This window comes from bacterium (assembly GCA_021371935.1).
In the GTDB taxonomy this organism is placed as follows: domain Bacteria; phylum Armatimonadota; class UBA5829; order UBA5829; family UBA5829; genus UBA5829.
The window spans coordinates 94,395-114,172 of sequence record JAJFVF010000013.1 but is presented as its reverse complement, the minus strand read 5'-3'; the positions used below and the strand labels follow the sequence as shown (position 1 = coordinate 114,172).

Here is a 19,778-nt window from a genome sequence, read left to right as displayed (position 1 = left end):
TCTGGATTCCCGCTTTTGCGGGAATGACACAAGTTTATTTACCTTTGCTATAAGGTTGCATCTTGCTCTGTCATTCCTCACTGCACTCGGAATAACATGGCAAATAACTTAATTTATTAATTGGTCAGCGCACCATTCTTGGTACTATCGGAAAGTACGAAAATAGAATTTCGTGTTTTCGCACATTCGTGCTTTCGTGATTCAAATAGGAAATTATTTAATGAGCGAACTAATAGACAAAATACAAGCACTCAAGGCCGAGCGCGGCGCGGTAATACTTGCGCACAACTATCAGCTCGGCGAGGTGCAGGACATAGCCGATTTTACGGGCGATTCACTCGAGCTTTCGCGCAAAGCCGCACAGACGGACGCGGCAGTGATTGTCTTTTGCGGTGTGCACTTTATGGCTGAGACCGCCAAAATACTCTCACCGGACAAAACCGTTCTGATCCCCGATCTGCATGCGGGCTGCCCGATGGCAGACATGATAAATGCCAATCAGCTCAGGGAGTTCAAGAAGATGCATCCCGGTCTGCCGGTGGTGGCATATGTCAATACAAGCGCAGAGGTCAAAGCCGAAAGCGATATCTGCTGCACATCAGCTAATGCAGTGAAGATAGTCGAGTCTATGGCTGCCGACACGATACTCTTCGTGCCGGACAAGTCCCTCGGGGCATATGTAGCGTCAAAGACAAACAAGCAGGTCATCACATACTCAGGATTTTGCCCCACGCATCACCGCATACTCTCGCAGGACGTGATGCGCGCTAAGCATGCTCATCCTGATGCGCTGGTGATCGCTCATCCCGAGTGCACACCGGATGTAATTGCGCTGGCGGACGGTGTCGAGAGCACATCAGGTATGATACGGTTTGTAAGCGGCAGCGATGCAAAGGAGTTTATAGTCTGCACCGAACGCGGCATACTCCATCGTCTCAAAAAGGATAACCCGGACAAGATTTTCTATAACCCAAGCCCGCTCAATATTTGTCCGAACATGAAGAAGATTACGCTTGAGAAGGTCCTCTGGAGCCTTGAGGACATGAAGTATGAGATCACATTGTCCGCTGATGTAATTGAAAAGGCGCGCGCTGCAATAGAGGGGATGATTGCCATATGATCGGACTGGACCCTGTCTACCTGGAATCCGTGGTCAAAAGTGCAATAGCGGAAGACGTGGGCAGCGGCGACATTACCACGCTGCTCACCATTCCAAATGACATGACCGCTCGAGGCGTTATTACTGCCAAAGAGAGCGGAATTATTGCTGGTCAGGAGTTGGCATGGGTCGTCTTTCACGAGTTCTTTACTCAGACGATGTACGAGCCATTGATCCGTGACGGTAAGCATGTAAAGGCCGGGACCGTGATCGGCAATGTTTCCGGCAAGGCCAGGACAATCCTCACGGGCGAAAGGGTGGCTCTGAACTTTTTGCAGAGAATGTCAGGTATCGCTACTCTTACAGCAAAGTATGTCGACCAGGTCAAACACACCAAGGCGCGTATCGTCGACACACGCAAGACCACACCCGGCCTCAGGCGGCTCGAAAAATACGCGGTCACCTGCGGAGGCGGATATAATCACAGGTTCGGCTTGGACGACGGCATTCTCATCAAGGACAATCATATCGCTGCTGCAGGGGGTATCACGGCAGCAATAGAGGCAGCAAAAGACAGCGCTCCACATACTCTCAAGATCGAAGTCGAGGTTACCAATATCAACGGCCTTGAGGAAGCGATCAAAGCCGGGGCAGACATAGTCATGCTCGACAATATGCCTCTCGACCAGATGCGCAGAGCAGTCACATTTACCGACGGCAAGGTATTACTGGAGGCTTCCGGAGGAGTGAGCCTGAAGAGTGTCAAAGAAATTGCCGAGACAGGTGTGGATTTGATTTCAGTCGGCGCACTCACCCACTCCGCTCCTGCGATGGACATCAACCTGGAGATCGTTGGAGACATAGTGTGATCCCTATGCGAATCCATCGCTACGGCATGGTGACTTCGACCAATGATATAGCAATCGAGATGCTGCGCCGGGGCGAACCTGAGAGGACGGTCGTTACTGCGCTATCGCAGAGCAGTGGACGCGGCAGGCGCGGCAGAAGCTGGATAGATAAGCCGGGCGATTGCGCGATGATAAGCGTAATACTGACACCGGGCAGGCCCATATCTGAAATGGGCGAGCTGACATTCGTAATGTCACTTGGTGTCGCGGACTATCTTGAGATGAATCACAATCTTGAACCGGCTCTCAAGTGGCCGAACGATGTGCTGGTGGGCGATAGAAAGATAGTAGGAATTCTCGTCGAGACAGTAAATGGCTCCGGTGCGGTAGCCGGGATAGGATTGAATGTAAATCAGGTCGAGATGGCAAATGAAATAAAGGATACGGCCACCTCCGTCGCTATCGAGACCGGGCATCAGTCGAATATAGACGAGGCATGCGAGCGTCTTGCTGCAAAAGTGCTTGAAGTGTACGACCATTATCTTTCAAGTGGGTTCGACGAAATCTTGAGACGGTGGCGAGAACGCATGTGGGGCATCGGTCGTATGGTCGAGGTTTCTTCAGAGGCTGGTTCGATCGAGGGGACCATAGATGGCGTGAAACCATCGGGCGCGCTTATCGTCAAATGTGCGGACGGCAGTCTGCATGCAATACATGCGGCGGATGCAATCAGGGTTATTAGAAACACGTAAAGGGCAAGAATGCCCTTCATACAGGGTCGGGGGCAGGAATACCCCCGACCATCGGCATCAGCATGCGTTGGATACTTTGTTCGGGCTGGATATCCGATCCAGTCCGGAAGAGAATATTGTGATGTCAAATCGCAGATTTCTTTGCGGTCGCGATCAGATATCGCGCCCGATCATATATCAAAATAATCGCAGCTTAATATCAGTGGAAAGCCGAAAGTGGAAAGCAGCATATTCTGAACTTTCCACTCTCCACACTCCACTTTCAGCTATTATAAGGAGGAAGTAATGGCAACACCGAAAGCAGTGCTTTTGATCGCAGACGGTCTGGGTGACAGGCCGATTAAGGAACTGGGAAACAAAACTCCCCTGGAAGCGGCAGATAAGCCAAATTTGGACAAGCTCGCAGCCGAGGGTGAGTGTGGTCTTATGGACCCTATAGCGCCTGGGATTCGCGCAGGCAGCGATACATCCCACCTCGCAATTTTGGGTTACGACCCATACAAATATTACACCGGCAGAGGTCCATTTGAGGCAGCCGGGATCGGCATGGATGTCAAGAAGGGCGATATAGCGTTCAGGTGCAACTTCTCCACCGTGGACGATAATATGGTCATAAAAGACCGCCGCGCTGGCCGGATTGAGAGCGGCACGGATCAATTGGCTGCAGCCATAAATGGTATGAAGCTCAGCAGCGGTGTCGAGGTTATCTTCAAAGAATCGGTGGCGCACAGAGGCGCATTAATCCTCCGCGCACCCGGGCTCAGCGCTGAGATCACAGACACCGACCCCCATCATGAGGGCGTGGCTGTTTTGACCAGTGAGCCATGCGACCCTGATAACGCCGCAGCAGCAAAGACCGCTCAGGCAGTCAATGAGTTCGTCAAAAAGTCCTATGAGATTCTAAAGGACCATCCGGTCAACAAGGATAGGATTGCCAAGGGACTTATGCCCGCGAATATCATTCTGCCCAGAGGCGGTGGGATCGGGCCTAATATAGAGAGTTTCGAGTGCGAGCATGGCCTTAAGGCCGCATGTGTCGCGGAGACGGGTCTGATCAATGGCGTCGCAAAATACGTCGGCATGGATATCACCGAGGTCCCCGGCGCAACAGGCGGGCTGGACTCCAATGTGATGAACATGGCCAAGGCAATTGTCGAGCAGCTCAAGGACAATGACTTCGTGCTCTGCAACGTCAAGGGAACCGACCTCGGCGGTCATGACGGCGACCCCCAGGCGAAGCTCGATGTTATTAAGAAGCTCAACGAGATGATCGGATATCTGCATGACAATGTGCCGGAAAACACTTATATTGTGCTCACAGCCGATCACTCCACGCCATGCGCAATCATGGACCACTCGGGCGACCCTGTGCCGATCGTATTCTGGGGCGAGGGCGTGCGCACCGATAAGTGCGATAAGTTCGATGAGAGATCGGTCACGTCTGGTGGGCTTGGCCGCATTCGAGGCATCGATGTGGTAAATATCATCACTCAGCTTATGAATGTACAGGAGAAATTCGGGGCGTAGGAAAATGTTTTACCCTCCAGGTAAGATATTTGGAAGGATATGAAACACGCCCGTGCCAGCAATTGACACGGGCGTGTCCCAACTAGTAGAATAGCCGCGAAAGCCAATGTAGATCAAAAGCAATGTTAGGCAAGACAAAGAGAATGCTAGGCCATCGGATATATTTCTATGCGACGCGCGAGGATCTAGAACCAGTTATTCATTCAATCGAGGTTCTGATGAAATTTAATTATGCGCTGACCGGTCTACATACTTCGCTCAGTTTTCCAGTGTATTCCTCTGCGCTTGAGATTCCGACACTTGGTCAAGCAACGCAGGACTCGGCTATTGGTTGCGATTCGTATCTGGTTGTCCCAATCGGCACCCAAATTGTGGTTCGAGAGGTACCACAGATATCCGGTGGGGTCAGGTATGCGGTTGACCAATTAGTGAACCCCGATTCGATACACTTTCAGTCAGGCGGAGTGCGGGAAGGTGGCATAATCATCCACGGGCTGGTCGATACGACAGGACAGAGCGACAACGCGAAGGTAATATTTAAGCTCTTCAAAAAGTACTTAACGAAGAGTCTCATTAAGCAACAGGCATTCTACGTTGGTCCCACCGCGATAAAACTAAAGGAACAGGGATTCCGGTTAACGGCGGCAGTTCAATGCCCTCGCGAGTATGACCTTACATGATTCACAAATGAGGAAGCTCAACGAAAAGAATCTATTCTCAACACGACACTTTGCCGTACTAGTATGCTGCGCAAACCATAACTCATAACCCATAACGGAGCAAATCATGGCTAAGGATTCTAAGTTTCTGGCATTCGATTTCGGCGCTGAAAGCGGGCGCGCACTTTTGGCGACACTTGAAAGCGGCAAATTGACTCTGGATGAGATCCACAGATTTCCCACCGCATGCGTCTCGACCCTGGGACATATGCACTGGGACGTGCTGCGACTCTTTGATGAGATCAAACAAGGGCTCAAACTTGCGCTTGAGAAAACCGGCGGCAAGATAGACGGCATCGGGGTGGATACATGGGGTGTAGACTTCGCACTGCTCGGCGAAGATGGCGAACTGCTCGGCAACCCATATCATTATAGGGATGTGCGCACGGACGGCATTCCAGAAAAGCTCTTTGAATTAGTGCCTTGGGAAAAGGTTTTTGAGACGACGGGCATTCAGCTTCTGCCGTTCAACACTCTATATCAGCTCTATGCCATGACGCTTGACCATGCGACGGCTCTTAGGGGCGCATCGACGCTGCTCTTTATCCCTGACCTGTTCAACTATTGGCTCACAGGTGTGAAGTCATGCGAGTTTTCGATAGCGTCCACATCTCAGTGCTATGATATGCGGACCAATGACTGGGCATATGGCTTGATTACAAAGCTCGGCATACCCGCGTCAATCTTCCAGAAAACAGTCGAGCCGGGCACTGTGATCGGTACGCTTTCAGATTCTCTGGTCAAAGAACTGGGCATGGGCGCTGATATAAAGGTAATTGCTCCGGCGACTCACGACACCGGCAGCGCTGTGGCGGCAGTCCCCGCCAAGGACAAGGATTACGCTTATCTGAGTTCGGGGACATGGTCCCTGATGGGAGTTGAAACCGATAAGCCAATCATAAATGACAAGTCCCGCGATCATGGGTTCACAAACGAGGGCGGCGTGTCGGGCACGATCAGGCTGCTGCATAATATTATGGGGCTGTGGATCGTGCAGCAGTGCAGGCAGACGTGGCTCAATGCAGGCGAGCAGATATCGTATGCAGAGATAACCGATATGGCTGCTGGATGCGAAGGGTTCGTATCTGTGGTAAACCCAAATGCCGCCGTATTCCTCACTCATGGCGACATGCCAAGCCGCATACAGAATTATTGCCGTGATAGCGGCCAGAAAGTCCCTGAGACGAAGGGCGAGATCGTCAGATGCGCTTTGGACAGCCTGGCTCTGGCATATCGCGCCACAATGGAAGACCTCGATGACCTGCTCGGCAAAAAACTTGGTAAGATCCATATAGTCGGTGGCGGCACGCAGAACAAGCTGCTTTCTCAGCTCACTGCAGACGCGACGGGACGAACAGTCATTGCAGGACCCGTGGAAGCTACTGCAATCGGGAATGTGCTGGTGCAGGCTATTGGGACAGGTATGGTTGCCGACCTGGGTGAAGCCAGGCAGATCATACGAGACTCATTCGAGTTGACCACATATACGCCGACGCGGTCTTCGGAAATTGAGAGCGCTTATGCAACATTCAGGTGCTTGTCCAAGTAGTTTTGTTTCTGGAGTGACCAGGTGACAGAAAATTCAGGATTCGGAGATCCTGATCTGGTTTTAGGGTGGCGATTCGGAGATCGCCACCCATCAAGAATTGTTGGTAAAGATTGGATGCCGGGTGCGCGAGGTGGATTAGAGCAGTTTGAGCTGAGAGGACGTATTCCTGAATCATGCTTCAAGAAAGGAGTACGATTACCATGGCAACTATACCGATTGAGTTTATTGACTGTTCAGTAATATGGAATTGTCGACATATAGACCTACCTTTTCCCATTAAAGATGCATTCGTAGTGGGGAAAACGATAATTGTTCTCTTCAAACAAGACGCTGCCGATCTTGGAAAATCTTTCCAAAATCTTATCGCTCTGGATTCAAACGGTTCTCAGTTGTGGATCGCCGCGCTTCCGGAAGTGCAAATAAATGGAATAGCAGATGCATACCTCCAGATAGTGTCGCGGGAACCATTGATTGTGTATACTTGGTCTGGCTATGATTGCACAATTGATATAGCAACCGGCAAAATCTTAAAGCAGCAGTTCACTAAGTAAAATTGCAATCCATCAAGGAGAGTGCCTCCGCAAAATTCAAGGACTTGCCTGCGTAGTTATGTTTCGGGCACGATGGATATCGTGCCCGACCATAGAGATCCAAATACTCAATACAAAATCTAAATTACTAAATCTATCTGGGCCATCTGAGGTGAACGGGCAGTATCTCAGGAAACTTGGCATGCGGCTCGACCTGATACCAGTAGGCCGTGGAAGCGATATCGTCCTGAAGCTGCTGATATTTGCCGTTCGGCCACCAACCCAGCGCCTGGATTGTAACCTTGAGATCACTGTCAAACCTGACCGGATCGGGTATGTGCCAGCGGTATAACCCGAACTTCGGCACCTCATTGTCAATGTGGCGAACCAACGGCATGCCGGTGTAGGAGCCGGAATAGGGTTCCTCCCTGCCGTCGGGACCATGGAAACACCATGCACCGCAGAAGTAATCTTCAGTGCCGGTACCGCAGATTGTCGGGAACTTGGTGTCGCCGTCCATGAAGAACTTGATCTCGCCTTCGCCCCACCAGCCGTTTGCAAGCTGTGTCCAGGCCAGGTATGTGCCCACATATTGACCTTTGCCTTTGATGCCGTCGAGAATCACATGCTCGGGCGCATCTATAGGAGTGACCGCGCGCCTCCACTGCGCATGGAAATATGCAGCGTCACTGGGCACATCGTCGAGTTCATAATCTACTTGATAGAAGAAACCATGAATCGGCTCATGCCACTGGTTCTCGATCTCGATTTTGGCACTCTTTCTAAACGGCATAGGCCAGTAGGAGTTGAACCCGCCGCTGGGGTTCACGGCCATCGGGATCGAATCGACTTTTGTCCTAATGGCATGCCCGCAGCAGAAGAAATCACCAAGTGGGACTTCAACCGAAGGAATCTTCTCACCATCCCAATACACTCTGATGATACTGTTTCGATAAGTCTTTTCATTGGCCGTAATCCAGATGTGGCGGATAGTGCCAGACCCCTTTATTTCGGCTATTGTTGTCTTGGAATTCGGTTCCAAGGAGATGCATGGGCGGATTTTCCAGCCCTGGCCCAGCATCGACCCTGCACTATCGGCCTGGGGAATTTCCATCGCGCCTTTGCCTTTTTCACCATTGGGGTTCTCGGCGGATATACTGCGTGTTTTTGCGTTGGTTATCTTCGCGACGTTTGACAGAAAACCTGTCTCGAAGAAGCTCATTTCGTATATTTCCTCCTGATGGATATTCGATTATGCAACAATGTAGCACTTATATCCATGACGGTCAAGCAAATTCATTGACAAACTGTCTGCCATGTGCCAAACTGAGCTTAATCACACAGATTGGAGAGACCGAAATTCGTGGGCACAAGCATAAACATAGTGCACAAACCAAACAATATCGAACATGATATAGCCGCTATCCTGGCAAAGAGAATAACTCAGCGCTCAGGCTCCAATGCGGTCGGCAGCCCTGGTGATGTGAGTGTATTTCTTGAGATCGAAAATGACGGACATCCAGAAAGTTACAGCATCATCGATGCACCGAACGACGGAATAAAGATAGTCGGCTCTGATGGACGCGGGTTGCTCTATGGTGTCGGGAAATTTTTGCGGACTTCCAGCTTCGACAATGGCTTTGTGCCGAGCACATGGCGTGGCAGTTCCAGCCCGGATTGCGATATCCGCGGCATATATATGGCAGTCCACTTTAATAATTTCTATGAGGCTGCGCCTGCAGATGAGGTCGAACTATATCTTCAGGAGCTAGCTCTGTGGGGAGCAAACAGTATTGCATTCCATTTTCCACCGCAGCAGTTCGATGGTTTCAACGACCCGGCGGCAAAATGCAATATTGAGAAAATACGTGTGCTGATGCAGACTGCAAAACGCCTGGGGCTGGATGTTGGTCTGATCGAATGCCCGAATATAGGATTTAGGAATGCTCCCAAAGAGTATTATTACCAGCCGTTTCCTGATGATCTAAACAAAAGAGGCAGCCTCGGGACCCTGCTGTGCCCCAGTATTCCCGAGAGCAGGAAATATCTTTTGAAGCTCTGGGATGGGCTGACAGACGAGTTCTTGGACATTGGGCTTGATTTCTTCGTGTCATGGCCATATGACGAGGGCGGATGCGGATGCGACATGTGCTGGCCGTGGGGAACGAAGGGTTTTCTCGACATTTCAAAGGATGTCTCCGGCATAGTCCGGAGCAAGTTTGCCGGTGCAAAATTTATCTTGTCGACATGGCTGTATGACACTCCAGATGCGGGCGAATGGGAAGGCCTGAGCAGATCAATGGCCGACGATAAGTGGGTCGATTACATAATGGCAGATGCGCATGAGGACTTTCCGCGTTATCCGCTCGATCACCCGGTCCCCGGCAATCTGTCTCTGATCAACTTTCCTGAGATCAGCATGTGGGGTCAAGGACCATGGGGAGGCTATGGAGCCAACCCACTGCCTGCAAGGTTTCAAAGGCTGTGGAGCCAGGCATCAGACAAACTCGCAGGTGGATTTCCATACTCTGAGGGTATATTTGAAGATATAAACAAGGTCATATGCCTCCAGTTATACTGGGATAAGGACAGACAAGCAGATAATATTATAAGAGAATACATATCCAGCCAGTTTTCGCCCGGTGTCGTGGATAAAGCATCTGAGGCTATTGATATATTGGAATCAAATCACTGCCGTGAACAGATCGGCGAGAACTCGGCGAAGGCATGGGAACTGATTAAAGAAGCAGACGACAGTCTATGCGGCGATATCAGAAATTCATGGCGATGGCGCATAATTTACTTGAGAGCGCTGATCGATTATGAAATGTTCAAGACAGGCGGCAGATTGTGTGGTTCGACCTTGAAAAACTCATTCGCCGAACTCACGGATATATACTACGCACAAGAGGCTTTTGGAGTGGTTCATCCTCCAATTGTCGACGAATGAGTGGGAACATGTGCGTTCGCCATGCGTCTATAAAATAGAGGAATAAGCAGGAGGGCGGAAGGAGAATGACTCGCAAAATAATCTTCTTCAAGCGCATAGCTGCAGCCATGATGGCTGCACTCGCGCTGTGCTATATTACGCCTTCGATTGCGGATTCCACCTCTACCGACGCTCTCGGTGTTGTCACGGACGTCATTGTGGGTCATGGCAATAAGGGTCCCTATTTTCTTTCGTGGAACCAGATCGACTCGAACACAGTGAGCGTAGTCCTGAACGGCAGGACGCTGCGTTCGACCACTGATTATAATGTCGACACCACAAACGGTATGATATCGTTCAATGCAAATGTGCTCAGTGATGCAATCGTGCGTGTCTCATATAAGAAAACCAGCAGCTCAAAATCCACATCAAGCACCACAAACACACCTGTCTCCATCAACCTTATGCAGAATGGTAGTTCAGGACTGAACTTAACCAGCCTTTATGTGAAAAGTGCAACCGACAGTGAGGCAGGAGATGCGGTTATGGGCGTTGGTGGTAATAAGTCATGGTCCGGCGGCAAGCTCGAGTCTACGTTCCTTATGAGCCAGAAGACAAATGACGACGAATCGGATTCTGCCGATAATCTGGACACCTCTGCATTCAAACTCAGCAACACAACGAACCTGGGTGGACTCAAACTCACCGGAACATACTCCAAAGCAGGAAAAGATTTTGCCGGAGCCAAACAATATGGGCTTACGACAGGCCAGCAGACCATGAACCTTTCAGGCACCTATGGACTAGGAAAACTGCAGACCGGCTTCAAGTTTCAAAATGCTGACCAGACATCAGGAACAAATGAGGGCTATTATTCACGTGTCAACGAGCAGACCATGACCTATGCTCCCACGGGTGCGACAAAAGTCTCAATGGCTCATTCGACTACTGAGAAAGGCAATTCCCTAGCTGATGACTCAGAAACGGCCATCGAGACCAGCAAAGTGCAGTTGGATCAAAAGATAGGTTCCAAGACAAGCACAAGTTTGAGCGTTGTAAACACAAACACAACGGATGATGATTCCACAAATCAGGTTCAGACTAGGCAGGCGTCACTTACAACAAGTGCGATCCAGGGTATGAGTGTTCAGGGTACCGTTACGCAGAAAGACTCACTTGCCGATGGCTCTCAACAGAAAGTGTCGACTGCCGTCACGATATCTCCAATGTCCCAAGTGACGGTGAAAGCGGCATATACCGAGACAAACTCTGACGATAGCGATGAAAACGAATTTAAGAAAGATGTCAGCCTGTCGGTGACACCGGTTAAAAATGCCAAGCTTACAGCTAATTTTTCTCAATCGGGCGCAGATGACACTGATGCCATGACAAAGGGCGCCGCGCTGGAGATGTCACCAAGCAAAAAAATGAAGCTGTCCGCAGGGTATAAACAGGTGACCGACAGCAGCAACGGTATCATGACGATACGCGATTATGCCGCCACAACATCGCCATGGACATTTTTGAGCATGACAGGCAGCCTTCGCGACCGATGCATGGAGCAGGACTTTGCCCCAGACACAAGAAAGCTCAACCTCTCGTTGGCCCCATTCAAATTTATAAAACTGACCGGCGACTATCAAGAGAATCCTGAGAACACAAGCGGTACTGTGCAAGAATATAAAGCTACAACGATGGGTATGAAGTTCACGTTCGGCAGTATCGGACTGACAACCAATTATACATCCAAAGACGAATACTCTGAAAACGCCTTGTCGGATGAACGCGAGGTAAAATTGGAAGTCCCGGCATTCGGTCACGGCAAAATGAAGACTGGATATAAGATGGCGCGCAGCCTGGACGGGTCTGAAGTCTCGAAAAACACATATTCCCTTGGCTATGAACACTCAATCGGGTCGGATTTCAACCTCTCGCTGACGGGTTACTATTTACGATATATGCAGGACCAGGTTTTGATACCGGAAGAGTCTGAATATAAGACTGAACTGAACCTGGGAATTAAGTTTTAAACGTAATCATCGAACATTCATCCAATGGAGGATTTATTATATGTCACAGACAGAGATCGAACCAGTACAGGGTGCTTGCCGCCATATGAGAGCAAGATATAAACTTCAGACATCGCATAAATCACCTTTTCCCGAAAAGAGGTTCATAAGGTGGGAGTGTGAGCGTGGATATGATATTGAGAATTCAAACCAGGAAGACTTGACCAAATGTACGGATCAGGTAACCGGTTGCTGGAGAGAGGGATCATAGTCTGCATAGCTCACGGACTATGTCAACAATTTTCCAATTGCGGAGATGCTGAATTTATGAGTCGACATCTCCGCAATTATTTTTCATTCTCGTCTTATCACGACACCGGCTTCGATCTTACGACTCTCCATTCCGCGCTTTGATGGAGTTGTTGGAATCGTGGGAGAGCTTTCGACTGTCGGCTTTGAGTAGTGGATATTGGAAATCAACATCTGATCAGATAGCCCATCGCCTTCAGTGATACTATAGCCGCCGCCCACAATGCAACTGCTGATGCGGCAATCGCGACCGACAAATGAGCCACTCCCAATTACGCTGTGCGAGACTTGTGCATAATCATCGACCACACTGCCTTCACCAACCACTGTGCGGCTGCCGATTATTGCGCCTCTTCCGATACTGGCACCAGCGCCTATGTAGACCGGCGCGGATATCTCCACACTCGGGTCCACAACAGCCCTTTCACCAATCCATATCCCCTCGCCTATGTGCGTGGCCGGCAGATCGAGCATTAGTTTTCCTGTCAGTGCGTCGAAATGTACGTTTCGATATTGACCCGCATCTCCCACGTCACACCAGTATCCGGCAGGCGATAATGCTTTAATCGACTCACGGTTCGCAAGCATCGCCGGGAAAACTTTTCTGGAAAAATCGCATGACGCATCATAAGGTATACAGCTCATCACTTCGGGTTCGAGTATATATATACCGGTCGAGACCATATTTGTAAATACTTCGGTCGATTTGGGCTTCTCAAGAATCCGTGTCACATTAGCTGACTCATCACACCCGACAACGCCGAACTGAGTCGGTTCATTGACCTCGGCAAGCAAGATAGTGGCGATTGCGGAGGACTTTTTGTGCTTCCTTATTGCGTCGGCAAGATCGAAATCGGTCACTATGTCGCCATGAATGACTAAAAATGTGCCGTCGATCATCTTTCGAGCCTGTTTCACGGCTCCAGCCGTCCCAAGAGGTTCATTTTCTATGCAGTAGTTGATATTCACGCCCCAGCGGGCACCATTGCCAAAGTAATCTATTATATCCTGCCCATCTCGCGATATGGCAGCTATTATATCCTCTATACCGTGCTTGCGGAGCAGATTTATGGTGTGTTCCATCACTGGTCTGTCGAACAATGGAGCCATCGGCTTCGGACAATCGGACGCATAGCAATGGAACTGTGTTGGTCTTCCACCCGCCAATATTATCGCTTTCATGAGAGTTACCCCATTCTTTTGCATACCCGTAAAATTACGGAGTTCTAAAGGTATTATCGGTTTGTCTGCCCTATGGTGTTAGCCCGCATTATTCACGAGAAACGTGAATAATGCTCCCGGAGACATGGATTATGCGCTTTATGCATAATCCGGGTTAGATAAGCATTCATACAATAAATCATATAAATTAACCGTTGACAACCAAGCACTAATAATATATATTGCAATAGAATGAAAAGCAAAAGATCGATAATATTGGAAGGGGTAAAAGTATGAGAAAAATGATGTTAGTTGCAGTGTTACTGCTTATTGCCTGCAGTGTCGGGATTGCATATGCAGGAACATATGAACTGACGATCCCCGCAGCAGGATATTATTATGGGTCTGCCAGATATTTCAACATTGACTTTGGCCGGGAGTTTACTAGCATATCCGGCATGAGTATTGAGTGGTCCGGCGCGGTTTATCCCGGATACTACTATAATTTGACGGAAGGTTTCAGCGGCCCTTGGGGCGGTATGTTTTATATAGGAATAAATGGACCCAGCAGCAGCACGGCTTGGGATGCAGGCACATCTACACTGGGCACAACAACATACCCAAGTTGTGAGAGCTTTTCACAAACCGATGCTTTTGAGCCGTTCGACAGATACAATGTAGTGCCCTGGGACTTTCTCTTGGATGGCAAAGGTACTATTTATGTGGAATTTGTGCCATCGAATATCGCAGGCGGCGCTACGGGCACGAACCCATATGGCATCCTTTCTTCGGCAAAACTTATTCTGGATGCAACTGTTCCCGAACCGTCATCAATCATAGTCATTATGAGCGGCATATTGGCTTGTGGATTTAGCATAGCCCGACGCAAGAAGGCATAACCTGTTTTTTATATAGTATAGTGTTCTTATGGCCTGTGATCTGGATCACAGGCCATTTTTTCAAGTAGATTCTTGAAATCATCCTAAAGGACTAGTGCAAAACAACGACGAATTATATTCTGCGACAAACTGTGGTCGCAAGGAGGATGGTAATGGGATTTGTATGGCTTGGTTTGATCTTATTTATGGTCTCGTTTATGCTCAGACGCTTTCACAAGGAAACCAGCGATAATATCAATTTGAGACCCTGGGCATGGGCAACCAGGATTCTGGCCATTGTAATGGTGATCGGCGGCTTGCTGTCAGCATCCATCGTCATCGTGCCTGCAGGTTACCGCGGTGTAAAGATGCGTTTCGGAGCTGTAAGGGGAACGCTGAACGAAGGTATAAGTTTCATCGTCCCGTATGTAAATTCAGTTGAACTTATGGAAGTCAGGACACAAAAAGAAGCCTCAGAGGCGACTGCAGCATCCAAGGACTTGCAGATAGTAACAACATCGCTGGCGCTTAACTTTCACATAGACCCAGCACGCGTGGGTGATCTCTATAAATCTGTGGGAATTGACTATAAGTCGAGAATAATCGATCCGGCTGTGCAGGAGTCCATTAAGATGGTGACTGCCCAGTATACGGCTGAAGAACTTATTAAGCATAGAGCGGCCGTTAAGACCGGTGTCGAAGAAGATATCACCAAACGTCTGAGTGTATATGATTTAATTGTTGAGCCGGCGGGGCTCTCCATAACAAACTTCAATTTCTCAACTGAATTTAATGCCGCAATTGAGGCTAAACAGGTCGCTCAGCAGGAGGCTGAGAAACAGAAATACATTTTGCAGAAGGCGGAACTGGAAAGGCAGACTGAAGTAACTATGGCAAAGGGCGCGGCGGAAGCAGCCAAACTAAATGCACAGGCGCTTCAGGCGCAAGGTGGTTCAAAAGTGCTTGCGCGCGAATGGATAGAGAAGTGGGACGGCCATGTTCCGACCGTCTCCGGCGGTGCAGGCAATGGTGTGATAATAGATATCAACTCACTGCTCAGAAACGGTCAGTAAATATGATAAGATAGCCCGGCATTATTAACCGGGCTATCATCACACTAGACTCGCCTTCGCATCTTTACTCCGACAAGGGATGTAATCCCCACCAACATAGCAATCATACTAGCAGGTTCCGGCACAGCCGTCTCCAGCACGCCGAACTCACTCGGGCTTTCACCCGGATTATCGATGTTATTGAACATTACTGTCCATGACTGATATGCAGGCGCAGCACTATACTCCGCCTGGAACCCATTCTCACTCTCCCCAGCGTATAGCTCATTCGTCACATACATCCAACTGATGAAGTGAGGCACGCTGGTGTCACATGCCCATCCCGACGGTGAAGACACATTGAGAACGTCCGTCGATTCGTCAACTTCGATCGCAAGGAGCCAGATTGTATAGTTTGCGCTCGCGCTTGTGTTTGTCAGTGTGTAGACCCATGCGCTCGGGTCACCTATATCTACCGGCTGTCCCATAACAAGTGCACTATATTGCTGTGCGCCTATTGCCTGGCACATCGCCGGACCGCAGCAGACAATCAATATCGCGGCGATAATTAACGCTCGCATCAGACATCGCCCTCCTTTGGCTGCTGAGCTGTCAGGAATTCAAACGATTATGTGCTGGCCCATCAATAAGCGAATGCACCTGTCATACATCCTACTCACTTGCCTTATGACGTGCAAGATGCGTGCCATATTTCGCCTGAGCTGGCATAAATGGCGTAGTTTAATATAAACTCATGCACAATAAATGTTGAGCTTAATTACCGTACTAAATAATAATTTCATAACTCAGGTTTTCATGGCAGGCAGACGGGTATACTTCGATGTGGCATCGGCAGCCGGGCGTAATGTCACGCCCTCAAGCCCAACGGCAAAGGAGGACACAAGACCTATGTTGCGATTAACCCTGCTTCTCACAATTGTCTGTCTGTGCAACACTCAAGCACAAGCAGTTCAGTCATTTAAACACAAATGCTACAGTGCCGAATTTTCGAATGGTGAGTTTCGATATCTTTCCAGATCATCGCGTAATGCTGATTTCAAATACGCATTCCATAGCCTGCAGTTGGGCGCAAAGCGGATTATCTTCAAAGGCGATCCTGAAGTAAAAACTGCGCATGATGCAGTCTGCTATTATTACGGCAATATCATATCCGAAAGCTACAGCGCTCTGGATAAGGGCGTGGAGCAGACATGGGTCATAAATTACAAGCCGAAGAGTATAGGCGACGTTATTATCGAAGGCGAGATATATTCCCCACACACTCCACGAACCTCACCTTTCGGCATAATCTTTACCGATAAAAATGGTCATGTGGCGCTTACTTACGGCAGGGTCACAGTGATAGACAGTGCAGGTAAAAAGTTCGCGTGTCTTCCACAAATCAGCGGCAATAGTCTGAAAATATGTATCCCTTACAATTTTATATCCAGCGCAAAATTCCCGATACAGGTGGACCCTGTTGTCGGCAATGAAACACTGGTCTGCCCGACATACGGCGCTGCGCCGGGAACTCAGGAATCAATGAGCATTGCTGCGGGCAGTAATGGCTACCTTGCAGTCTGGTCGGACACACGTGGTCCCGATGATTCGGACATATTCGGCTGCAGGATCAGTTCGAGCGGCGAAATTATCGATGTGCTCGGCATACCGATATCCACATCCTCGGGCAAACAACTTACACCGGATGTCGCCTGGAACGGCACCGAATATCTTGTGGTCTGGGCGGATAGGCGGAATTCTCTACAGCACATATACGGCTGCAGGGTCCGACCAAACGGCGAAGTGCTCGATCCTCAGGGAATTCTTCTGTCTGGATCGACCGCCAATCAGTATTACCCTAAAGTTGCATCGGACATGAGCAGCTGGCTGGTGGTCTGGCAGGACACAATCAGCACCTCGCTGGATGTGTATGGCTGCAAGGTCAACTCGGACGGGACTATTAGCAGAAGATACGGCATCTCCACGACCGCCAACAATGACGAGATGCCGGATGTGGCATACAACGGGACCAACTATATTGTCGTCTGGCGCGATTATAGAAATTATTCATCGAGCAATACCGACATATACGGCTGCAGGGTATCACGGCTCGGCGTCCGTTTAACGGGGGATGTGCTGATCTCATGCACGTCGACCGGGTCGACCGGAGCGCCGGGAATCCAGATGAACCCGCGTATCTGTGGCATGGGCACCACATGCATGGTCGTCTGGGAAGATTACAGAAACTCAGACGATGAGTCCGATGTATATGGAGCAAGGGTAAGTTCAGCAGCCTCCGTTCTGGACAAAGGCGGCATTGCGATATCTACTCAGTCCGGCGATGAGGAGATGCCCTGTGTCGAATATAATGGCAGCAGGCTGCTGGCCTTATGGCGCGCTAAGGGCTCGGACAGGACCATGCGCGGAGCCAGGCTCGACACAAGCGGCACAGTCCTCGACGCTTCGGGTATTGCAATATCGACCGGTATGGCGGGCGCGACATGTGGATGTGCGGCAGGATTAAACAGCTCGTTTGTTGCGGGATGGAGCAGTTTCAGCGTGACGGACTCGGATGCGCTGACCACACTCGTAACCAACGGCGGATCGGTGCAAAACGCTGCAGGTAATACGACATCCATGGCGCTCGACGATGAGAATGACTACTCCGTGGCCGATAATGGCAGTGAATACGCAGTCGTATGGTCCCAAAGCGTAAACGGCAGCTGCGATATTATGGCTGCAAGGATATCTCATGATGGCGAGCCGCTGTGTGACGAGCCAGTAAATATCACTTCCACATATTACGGCGACCAGGTCGAACCGTCGATAGCATGGAACGGAACAAAATATCTTGTGGTATGGTCGGGCAATGAGACATATTCATCCACCGAATGGGATATTCGCGGTTGGTTTTTGGATTCCAATCTTAACAAACTGAGCATATCACCATTTTCAATATCTGTGGCCTCGGAAGATCAAGCAGACCCATGTGCGACATCCAACGGAACCAGCTTCTTTGTGGCATGGGAGGATTCCAGATCGGCTGTCTCGCCTAATTACTATACTGATATATACGGCGCCGTGGTATCGTCCAGCGGCACAGTTACAAACGCGACAATCTGCACCTCCACCGGCAGCCAATTGAACCCTTATACCGCCTCAAACGGCACAAATTACTTTGTGGTTTGGGAGGATTACCGCTCGTCAGCGCGGATATACGGCACGCGCGTGACCTCCTCGGGAACCGTGCAGGACTCAGGTGGAATCGCCATGCCGCAGATAACTTACAGTGAAACGACACCCAGCGTATGCTATGGCGGCGGCAATTATTTCGTCACATGGTCGGACATCAACAGAATATCGGGGTGTAGGGTCTCCACAACAGGCTCGGCCCTCGACACCTCCGGCCTTTGTATCGACAGTGGGACCAAGACAAAATCCAAGCCGAGCGCTTGCTGGGACGGGTCGATATATAGAGTCGTATGGGAAGACTACCGCTCATCAGATTCAGCAAACTCTGACATATATTACACCACTGTCGATTCGACCGGTGTAGTGTCTTCATCACCGAAGATCGCGCTCGTATCGAACCTGATCCCGCAGTTGGCACCAAGGATATTCTACTCAGGCAGCCAGGGCTTTATGACATATTCACGGCTATACAATTACTCCGACGGCGTATGCGCAGTCACATTGCAGGATCAAGCCGCTCAGGAAGTGGACACAATCGCGGAGGCAAAGAGTCTGTCTGCCGGGACAACGGTCTCACTTGCAGACAAAGCCGTAACTGGTGCATTCTCAGGCTACTTCTATATCGAGGACCTCGACAGGGTGAGCGGGATTAGAGTGATATCTGATGCGGCCATTACTCGCGACAGTCTGGTGAATGTTATCGGTCCCATATCGATATCCGACGGTGAGCGCCAGATCATCTGCACGGAACTCTACAATCTAGGCACGACTGATGATCCCCCTGCCCCGCTTGGAATTCGAGGCGACTATCTGGGCGGCGCTGCGCTTAATGCTCAGACACCGGGAATCACCGGCGCATACGGCGCAAACAACATCGGACTGCTGGCAACCACATGGGGCGAAGTAACATCCACCTCATCCACATATTTCTATATCGAAAGCCGTTCCGGCACGACTATCAGGGTCACATCCGGTTCTCTTTCAGAGCCAGCGGTGGGAGATTATGTGTCCGTGACCGGAATAGTCTCGTGCGAGTTGATATCCGGCGCAGTGTGCCGCGCAATACTGCCCAGGGAGCAAGACGATATAGTGGTTTACTAGTGATAACTATGCGATGCTGCAGGGATGGACATTATGAGTAGATTTGCAGACTGCAAATTAGTGGCATTCCTGCAGCACATCAAGCTTTTCCGAGGTTCAGACACTTTGGTCAAAGTAATAGAT

The 19,778-nt window shown here is 49.9% G+C and carries 15 protein-coding genes; 12 read left to right on the top strand and 3 right to left on the bottom strand.

Annotated elements, in window-relative coordinates; genetic code table 11:
- Positions 1 to 220: 220 nt before the first annotated feature.
- The 7 genes from nadA to LLG46_10550 all read left to right on the top strand — a co-directional run bounded on the left by nadA (position 221) and on the right by LLG46_10550 (position 7,045).
- Positions 221 to 1,120, top strand: a complete 900-nt coding sequence (nadA, locus tag LLG46_10580) for a quinolinate synthase NadA (protein MCE5323744.1) — start codon at positions 221 to 223, stop codon at positions 1,118 to 1,120.
- Positions 1,117 to 1,968, top strand: a complete 852-nt coding sequence (gene nadC, locus LLG46_10575; GenBank protein MCE5323743.1) for a carboxylating nicotinate-nucleotide diphosphorylase — start codon at positions 1,117 to 1,119, stop codon at positions 1,966 to 1,968. The genes nadA and nadC overlap by 4 nt, the downstream gene beginning before the upstream one ends.
- Positions 1,969 to 1,973: 5 nt before the next feature.
- Positions 1,974 to 2,699, top strand: coding sequence for a biotin--[acetyl-CoA-carboxylase] ligase (locus tag LLG46_10570; protein MCE5323742.1), 726 nt, complete (start codon positions 1,974 to 1,976; stop codon positions 2,697 to 2,699).
- Between the two features lie 285 nt (positions 2,700 to 2,984).
- Positions 2,985 to 4,226, top strand: coding sequence for a 2,3-bisphosphoglycerate-independent phosphoglycerate mutase (locus tag LLG46_10565; protein ID MCE5323741.1), 1,242 nt, complete (start codon positions 2,985 to 2,987; stop codon positions 4,224 to 4,226).
- A gap of 218 nt (positions 4,227 to 4,444) precedes the next feature.
- Positions 4,445 to 4,906 (top strand): hypothetical protein, encoded by a 462-nt coding sequence (locus tag LLG46_10560; protein MCE5323740.1) that lies wholly within the window; start codon positions 4,445 to 4,447, stop codon positions 4,904 to 4,906.
- 106 nt (positions 4,907 to 5,012) lie between these two features.
- Complete coding sequence (locus LLG46_10555; GenBank protein ID MCE5323739.1) at positions 5,013 to 6,494, top strand: rhamnulokinase; 1,482 nt, start codon at positions 5,013 to 5,015, stop codon at positions 6,492 to 6,494.
- A 200-nt stretch (positions 6,495 to 6,694) separates the two neighbouring features.
- Positions 6,695 to 7,045 (top strand): hypothetical protein, encoded by a 351-nt coding sequence (locus tag LLG46_10550; GenBank protein ID MCE5323738.1) that lies wholly within the window; start codon positions 6,695 to 6,697, stop codon positions 7,043 to 7,045.
- Between the two features lie 133 nt (positions 7,046 to 7,178).
- On the opposite strand, the gene LLG46_10545 is transcribed toward LLG46_10550, so the two are convergent.
- Complete coding sequence (locus LLG46_10545; protein MCE5323737.1) at positions 7,179 to 8,246, bottom strand: DUF2961 domain-containing protein; 1,068 nt, start codon at positions 8,244 to 8,246, stop codon at positions 7,179 to 7,181.
- A 141-nt stretch (positions 8,247 to 8,387) separates the two neighbouring features.
- Here LLG46_10545 and LLG46_10540 point away from each other — a divergent pair, with 141 nt between their 5' ends.
- Both LLG46_10540 and LLG46_10535 read left to right on the top strand, forming a co-directional pair.
- Positions 8,388 to 9,974, top strand: a complete 1,587-nt coding sequence (locus tag LLG46_10540) for a glycoside hydrolase family 20 zincin-like fold domain-containing protein (GenBank protein MCE5323736.1) — start codon at positions 8,388 to 8,390, stop codon at positions 9,972 to 9,974.
- 65 nt (positions 9,975 to 10,039) lie between these two features.
- A complete protein-coding gene (locus tag LLG46_10535; protein ID MCE5323735.1) occupies positions 10,040 to 11,983 on the top strand; it encodes a hypothetical protein in 1,944 nt (647 codons plus the stop codon).
- 333 nt (positions 11,984 to 12,316) lie between these two features.
- Here LLG46_10535 and LLG46_10530 read toward each other — a convergent pair whose 3' ends face one another.
- Positions 12,317 to 13,453 (bottom strand): NDP-sugar synthase, encoded by a 1,137-nt coding sequence (locus LLG46_10530; protein MCE5323734.1) that lies wholly within the window; start codon positions 13,451 to 13,453, stop codon positions 12,317 to 12,319.
- 272 nt (positions 13,454 to 13,725) lie between these two features.
- Here LLG46_10530 and LLG46_10525 point away from each other — a divergent pair, with 272 nt between their 5' ends.
- Complete coding sequence (locus LLG46_10525) at positions 13,726 to 14,331, top strand: PEP-CTERM sorting domain-containing protein (GenBank protein MCE5323733.1); 606 nt, start codon at positions 13,726 to 13,728, stop codon at positions 14,329 to 14,331.
- A 152-nt stretch (positions 14,332 to 14,483) separates the two neighbouring features.
- On the top strand, positions 14,484 to 15,383 hold the full coding sequence (locus LLG46_10520) for a prohibitin family protein (GenBank protein MCE5323732.1): 900 nt from the start codon (positions 14,484 to 14,486) through the stop codon (positions 15,381 to 15,383).
- Positions 15,384 to 15,427: 44 nt separating this feature from the next.
- On the opposite strand, the gene LLG46_10515 is transcribed toward LLG46_10520, so the two are convergent.
- A complete protein-coding gene (locus LLG46_10515) occupies positions 15,428 to 15,943 on the bottom strand; it encodes a PEP-CTERM sorting domain-containing protein (protein MCE5323731.1) in 516 nt (171 codons plus the stop codon).
- 328 nt (positions 15,944 to 16,271) lie between these two features.
- Here LLG46_10515 and LLG46_10510 point away from each other — a divergent pair, with 328 nt between their 5' ends.
- Positions 16,272 to 19,655: a hypothetical protein gene (locus LLG46_10510; GenBank protein ID MCE5323730.1), complete on the top strand. Its 3,384-nt coding sequence runs from the start codon at positions 16,272 to 16,274 to the stop codon at positions 19,653 to 19,655.
- Positions 19,656 to 19,778 lie beyond the last annotated feature (123 nt).

Coding starts and splice junctions, on each gene's coding strand:
- LLG46_10570 (MCE5323742.1), top strand. CDS start 1,974: ATGCGAATCCATCGCTACGGCATGGTGACTTCGACCAATGATATAGCA.
- LLG46_10530 (MCE5323734.1), bottom strand. CDS start 13,453: ATGAAAGCGATAATATTGGCGGGTGGAAGACCAACACAGTTCCATTGC.
- LLG46_10535 (MCE5323735.1), top strand. CDS start 10,040: ATGACTCGCAAAATAATCTTCTTCAAGCGCATAGCTGCAGCCATGATG.
- nadC (MCE5323743.1), top strand. CDS start 1,117: ATGATCGGACTGGACCCTGTCTACCTGGAATCCGTGGTCAAAAGTGCA.
- LLG46_10560 (MCE5323740.1), top strand. CDS start 4,445: ATGAAATTTAATTATGCGCTGACCGGTCTACATACTTCGCTCAGTTTT.
- LLG46_10510 (MCE5323730.1), top strand. CDS start 16,272: ATGTTGCGATTAACCCTGCTTCTCACAATTGTCTGTCTGTGCAACACT.
- nadA (MCE5323744.1), top strand. CDS start 221: ATGAGCGAACTAATAGACAAAATACAAGCACTCAAGGCCGAGCGCGGC.
- LLG46_10515 (MCE5323731.1), bottom strand. CDS start 15,943: ATGCGAGCGTTAATTATCGCCGCGATATTGATTGTCTGCTGCGGTCCG.
- LLG46_10520 (MCE5323732.1), top strand. CDS start 14,484: ATGGGATTTGTATGGCTTGGTTTGATCTTATTTATGGTCTCGTTTATG.
- LLG46_10555 (MCE5323739.1), top strand. CDS start 5,013: ATGGCTAAGGATTCTAAGTTTCTGGCATTCGATTTCGGCGCTGAAAGC.
- LLG46_10565 (MCE5323741.1), top strand. CDS start 2,985: ATGGCAACACCGAAAGCAGTGCTTTTGATCGCAGACGGTCTGGGTGAC.
- LLG46_10550 (MCE5323738.1), top strand. CDS start 6,695: ATGGCAACTATACCGATTGAGTTTATTGACTGTTCAGTAATATGGAAT.
- LLG46_10525 (MCE5323733.1), top strand. CDS start 13,726: ATGAGAAAAATGATGTTAGTTGCAGTGTTACTGCTTATTGCCTGCAGT.
- LLG46_10545 (MCE5323737.1), bottom strand. CDS start 8,246: ATGAGCTTCTTCGAGACAGGTTTTCTGTCAAACGTCGCGAAGATAACC.